This window comes from Saccharomonospora halophila 8 (genome assembly GCF_000383775.1).
Classification (GTDB): domain Bacteria; phylum Actinomycetota; class Actinomycetes; order Mycobacteriales; family Pseudonocardiaceae; genus Saccharomonospora; species Saccharomonospora halophila.
In genome coordinates this window covers 1-5,097 of sequence record NZ_KB912564.1, presented here as the reverse complement: position 1 = coordinate 5,097, position 5,097 = coordinate 1, and the positions used below count along the sequence as shown (strand labels likewise).

The window sequence follows — 5,097 nt, the reverse complement described above, 5'->3', positions numbered from 1 at the left end:
GGCGCGCTGGGCGAGCGCGCGCGGGCCGCGGTCGAGCGCGGACACATCGAGGTGGTGCGCGGGTTCCGGACCGGGTCCGTGGAGCGCGACGCCACGGGTATGCTGCGGCTGCGTTCGGCGACCGGGCAGGTCGTGGAGGCGGTCGACGAGGTCGTGGCGGTGACCGGGTTCCGTCCGGACCTGTCGTGGCTGTCGGAGCTGCGGCTGGCGCTGGACGCCACGTTGCAGGCACCGGTCGCGTTGGCCCCGCTGATCGATCCGAACGTGCACTCGTGCGGCACCGTCTATCCGCACGGCGCCACGGAGCTGGCGCACCCGGAGCCGGGCGTGTTCCTCGCCGGGATGAAGAGCTACGGCCGGGCACCGACGTTCCTGGCACTGACCGGGTACGAGCAGGTTCGCTCGATCGCGGCGGAACTGGCCGGAGACCGTGACTCCGCGCAGCGGGTCGAACTCGTCCTCCCCGAGACGGGTGTGTGCAGCGGGTCGGGACTGTCCGACGCCGACAGCGACACCGAGGACACCGGTGGCTGCTGCGGCGTCCCGGCCGGGCCGGAGGCCGTGTCGTTGTCCGCACCCACCGCCCACTGACGGCGTGGAAGCCCCGCAGGCGCCGGCAGAGCGGCTCGCGCGGACGCGCGACGGGCCGCGGCGTGTGCTGGTCGTGTTGTGCGCGACCGAGATCACCAGCTGGGGCGTGCTGTACTACGCGTTCCCGGTGCTCGCCGGGCAGATCACCGCCGACACCGGGTGGTCGGCGACGTCGTTGACGGCGGCGTTGTCGGCGGGACAGCTTGTCGCTGCGCTCGTCGGAATCCCGGTGGGGCGACAGCTGGACCGACACGGTCCCCGCGGGGTGATGACCGGGGGCTCGGTCGTGGCCGTGGCGGCGATCGTCGCGGTTGCCCTCGCACCGAATCTGGGGTGCTTCGTCGCCGCGTGGTTGATGGTGGGGGTCGCGATGGGCGCGGTGCTCTACCCTCCCGCGTTCGCGGCGCTGACCCGCTGGCACGGTCCGGACCGGGTGCGGGCGCTGACCGTGCTCACCCTGGTCGCGGGACTGGCCAGCACCGTGTTCGCACCGCTCACGGCCGCGGTGTCGGCGCAGCTGGACTGGCGCGGCACCTACCTGGTGCTGGCCGCTGTGCTCGCGGTGATCACAGTCCCGGCCCACTGGTTCGGGCTGCGGCTCCCGTGGCCGGAGGTGCCGCGGCCCGAACCGTGGCAGGGCCACAACGGCGACCCGGCTCGGGTGGTGCGCAGCCGGGCGTTCGTGTTGTTGGTGCTGTCGCTGAGTGTGGCGGCGTTCGCGACGTTCGCCGTGGTGATCAACCTGGTGCCGCTGCTGGCCGAACGTGGCATCGGCACCGGCACCGCCGCCGTCGCTCTCGGACTCGGTGGTGCGGGCCAGGTCGCCGGTCGCCTCGGTTACGCGGCCCTGGCCCGACACACCACGGTGCGGACCCGCACCGCGATGATCCTGCTGGCCATGGCCGCCACGACCGCCCTGTTGGGAATACTCACCACGGTCACGACACTGATCGTGGCCTCGGTCCTGGCCGGAACGGCGCGCGGCGTGTTCACGTTGGTGCAGGCCACCGCGGTCACCGACCGGTGGGGCACGGCCCACTACGGGCGACTCACCGGGATGTTGTCCGCGCCGCTGACGGTCACGACGGCGCTCGCTCCGTTCGCCGGGGCGGCCGTGGCGGGACTGCTCGGTGGGTACTCCGCCGCCTTCCTGTTCCTGGGCGGCCTCACCGGGGTGGCGGCAGTGCTGTCCCTCGCCTCGACCCCGACGCACCCGGACCACTCGACCAACACCTGAGTGGGAACCAAGGAAGCGACGGCGACGACCCTCCCTTCTCTTGTCATAGCGAATCCTGAAAGGACAGTCCATGCACGATGTCGTTATCGTCGGCGGTGGCCAGTCCGGACTCGCCGCGGCCCGGGCCGCCGTGGAGCGCGGCCTGGCACCGGTGATCCTGGAAGCGGGCCCGGAACCGACCGGGTCGTGGCCGCGCTACTACGACAGCCTGACCCTCTTCTCTCCCGCCGGGTACAGCGGCCGACCCGGCGCGCCCTTCCCCGGGGACCCCGAGCGCTACCCCACCCGGGACGAGGTCGCCGCCCATCTGCGCGCCACCGCCGCCGACCTGGACGTGGAGATCCGCACCGGTACCCGGGTCACGGAGGTCACCACCGAGGGCGGTGGGGGCTTTCTCGTGCGGACCGACGCGGGTGACACGGTGCCCACCGCAGGGTTAGTGGCTGCCAGCGGGTCGTTCGGCAACCCGCACCGTCCGGTCTTGCCCGGTCAGCGCGACTTCACCGGGCAGGTGCCGCACGTGGCCGACTATCGCGACCCGGAGCCGTTCGCCGGGCAGCGTGTGGTCGTGGTCGGTGGCGGCAACTCCGCGATGCAGGTGGGCTACGAGCTGGCCGGGGTCGCCGAGGTCACGCTCGCCACCCGCAAGCCCCTCGCCTTCCTGGAACAGCGACCGGGTGGCCGGGACCTGCACCACTGGCTGCGGACGACCGGATTCGACGACCTGCCCCCGGAGTGGTTGGCCCGACTCGTGTCCACCACACTCGTGCTGGACACCGGCGAGTACCGTCGCGCCGTCGACACCGGGCGGTTGGATCGCCGACCGATGTTCACCGCCTTCGACGGTGACGCGGTCGTCTGGGCCGACGGGAGCCGGGAAGCGGTGGACACGGTCCTGTTCGCCACGGGTTACCGCCCCGATCTGGGCTACCTGGAACCGCTCGGAGCCGTCGTCGACGGGGTTCCCCGGCACACCGGCGGCATCTCCGGCACACACCCCGGTCTGGTGTTCGTGGGGTTGGAGTTCCAACGCTCGTTCGCCTCGAACACCCTGCGCGGCGTGCACCGCGACGCGGAGTACGTCACCGCCGCGCTGGCCGCGCACGTCCGCGGGGCGGCCCGGTTAATCGCCTGACACCGTGGAAGTCGACCGAGGGTGAGCCGGATCGCGTTCACCCGTCGTCAACGCGGGTTGAGTGCCCCGTGACGGTGCCGCGCGGCTTGACCGGAGGTGTTGCGGGGACTGGAGTGGGGACATGGGCTTGGTTCTCGGCCTTTTCCTGATCGCCTCGCTGGTGGTGGGGATCGCAGCCCTGTTCCGAGGTAGCCCGGTTCGACGCTGGTACGCCGGCCGGAATCGCCCCCGGCGCGCGGCGGGTCTGTCCGTGGTGGCCTGGGTCGTCGTGTTACTCGTCCTCGGTGCTCTGGCTGCCGCCCCGGTGGAGGAGGCCGGTAAGGGCGGCGGATTCGACACCGGCCCCCACCGACCACGCCCCCCACCTCCGAACCGCGGACGCCCAGCCGGCCTCCGAGCACTCCGAACCCCACCCCGACGGCGCCCCGCACGTCGATGCCTACTCCGGTGGCACCGGCATCGGTGGGAGATTGTCGTCGCCGGTGTCGACCCGGTTGTGCAGCGCGCGACCGTGGAACGTCATCTCCGGCAGGCTCTGCTTTCCACCGGCCAGGCCGGTGTGCGTGATCCCGGCCAGCCACAGCGCCGGGGACAGACCGTCGCCGGTGTCCGGGAACTGGTGCCGGAGTGTCCAGGAGTCGACGTCACGCCACCGTGGTTCGCCGTCGGTTGTGCTCGCGTACCTGGGTGCGGACCTTCACCAGTCGTTTCCGGGTGAAGAAGGCGGGCGAGTGCTGGTTGTCGCAGGTCTCCCCCGCCGCGCAGATCCGGTCGGACGGCACGTCCGGCCACCGGTCGGCGGTGTCCTCGTCGAGCTGGTCCGGCTCGCACGCGAAGTCCTGCGTGGGCAGGCAGCGTTCGGCGAGGTCGAACCACACCCGGGCGGGTGCCGGAGCGTAGACCGCGTCGGCCCGCAGTCCGTACTCGACGCGCCGGAGATTGGCCGCCGCCGTGTAGCTGGTCTGCTTGCTCGCGTCCTGGTTCCGGCCGTAACGGTTCGTCTCGGGCGCGTAGTAGTAGGTGGTGACGTTGCCGTCGGGGTCGACGACGTAGTCGAGATTCCACCGGTAGCCCTGCTGGCACCAGGAGGAGTCGAAATCGCCCGCGTGGCAGGATTCCCCCGAGTTGTTGCCGTGTACCGGCACGGTCTGCACCGAGTTCGTCTCGGGCTTGCCTTCCTGCCAACCGGGCAGTCGGTTGCGGCCGAGGAAGTACTGGGTGCCGTCGGTGGCGGTGACCTTCCAGTACTCGCCGTTGTCGTCACCGTTGTGCGCGCCGGTGAGGCGCTCGATTCGGGAGCCGTCGTCGTGTTCGGGATGCCACCGCCCGGTCTCGGAATCCTTCACCAGTTTCGTGGTGATCCCGTTCAGGTTGAGTACCGCGTTGTCGGTGGCCCAGCACAGGTCCCCGGTCTTGCGATCACCCTGGTTACCGCCGAGGTCCTCGGAACACGCCTTGTACCGACGTTCGATGAACCCGCCGGCACTGAGCTCCCACCCGTCCCCGACGGGCGAGGCCTGGTTGTTGGTGGCGCTGGTCCGTCCGTCGACCGTGCCGGAGGAGTATCCGAGCCCGAGCTTCGGCGCGGACCCGGCCTGAGCCGGGGGCACCCGCAACGGCACCGAGTAGGTGAAGTCTCCACTGGAGCCGCCCGCCGACCAGCTCCCCGCCGGAGACAGGTCGGTCGCACCGTAGGAGCCTCCGGCCCCGGAAGTGCCGGCCTGCAGGGCCAGCACGGTGGGATCGGGTTTCTTCTCGGTCCCTTCCGCCCCGGAATCCGTGGTCGCACCTTTGGCCGTGGGCACGATCTCACCGGTGACCTGTCGTCGTCCGACGTGATTGTCACTCCGGACCGATGTGGCCTCGCGGCACTCCGCGCGATCCGGATTGGTCAACGCGCACGCCGGGAGTTCGACCAGACGCAGACGTGATCCGTAATCACCTCCATACGCGGAGGCGAACGCACTGTAGTCCACCTGCACCGACAACGGTGTCCCGGCGGCCCCGTCGGCACCGGCGACCGTGAACACCAGACCGTCCACGCCCGCCTTCGCGGCCTCCGCTCTGCCCACGGTCCGGATCCGCACGCGCGGCGGATCGGTCGTCGGCGCGCCGCGCGCCGCCTCGGCGTCCG

Annotated in this window: 2 protein-coding genes and 2 pseudogenes; 3 read left to right on the top strand and 1 reads right to left on the bottom strand. The window is 71.3% G+C overall.

From position 1 onward, the window contains the following. The 3 genes and pseudogenes from SACHA_RS23960 to SACHA_RS0113770 all read left to right on the top strand — a co-directional run. Nucleotides 1–591 (top strand): annotated as a pseudogene (locus SACHA_RS23960) (flavoprotein); the annotation flags it as partial. Between the two features lie 4 nt (nt 592–595). After that, a complete protein-coding gene (locus SACHA_RS0113775) occupies nt 596–1,828 on the top strand; it encodes an MFS transporter (RefSeq protein WP_051110234.1) in 1,233 nt (410 codons plus the stop codon). Nucleotides 1,829–1,898: 70 nt separating this feature from the next. Then, nucleotides 1,899–2,963 carry a flavin-containing monooxygenase gene (locus SACHA_RS0113770; protein ID WP_019810733.1) on the top strand — a complete coding sequence of 355 codons (1,065 nt, stop codon included), beginning with the start codon at nt 1,899–1,901 and terminating at the stop codon, nt 2,961–2,963. 644 nt (nt 2,964–3,607) lie between these two features. Here the strand turns inward: SACHA_RS0113770 and SACHA_RS22110 are convergent. Further along, a pseudogene (locus SACHA_RS22110) lies at nt 3,608–5,097 on the bottom strand (type IV secretion protein Rhs); the annotation flags it as partial.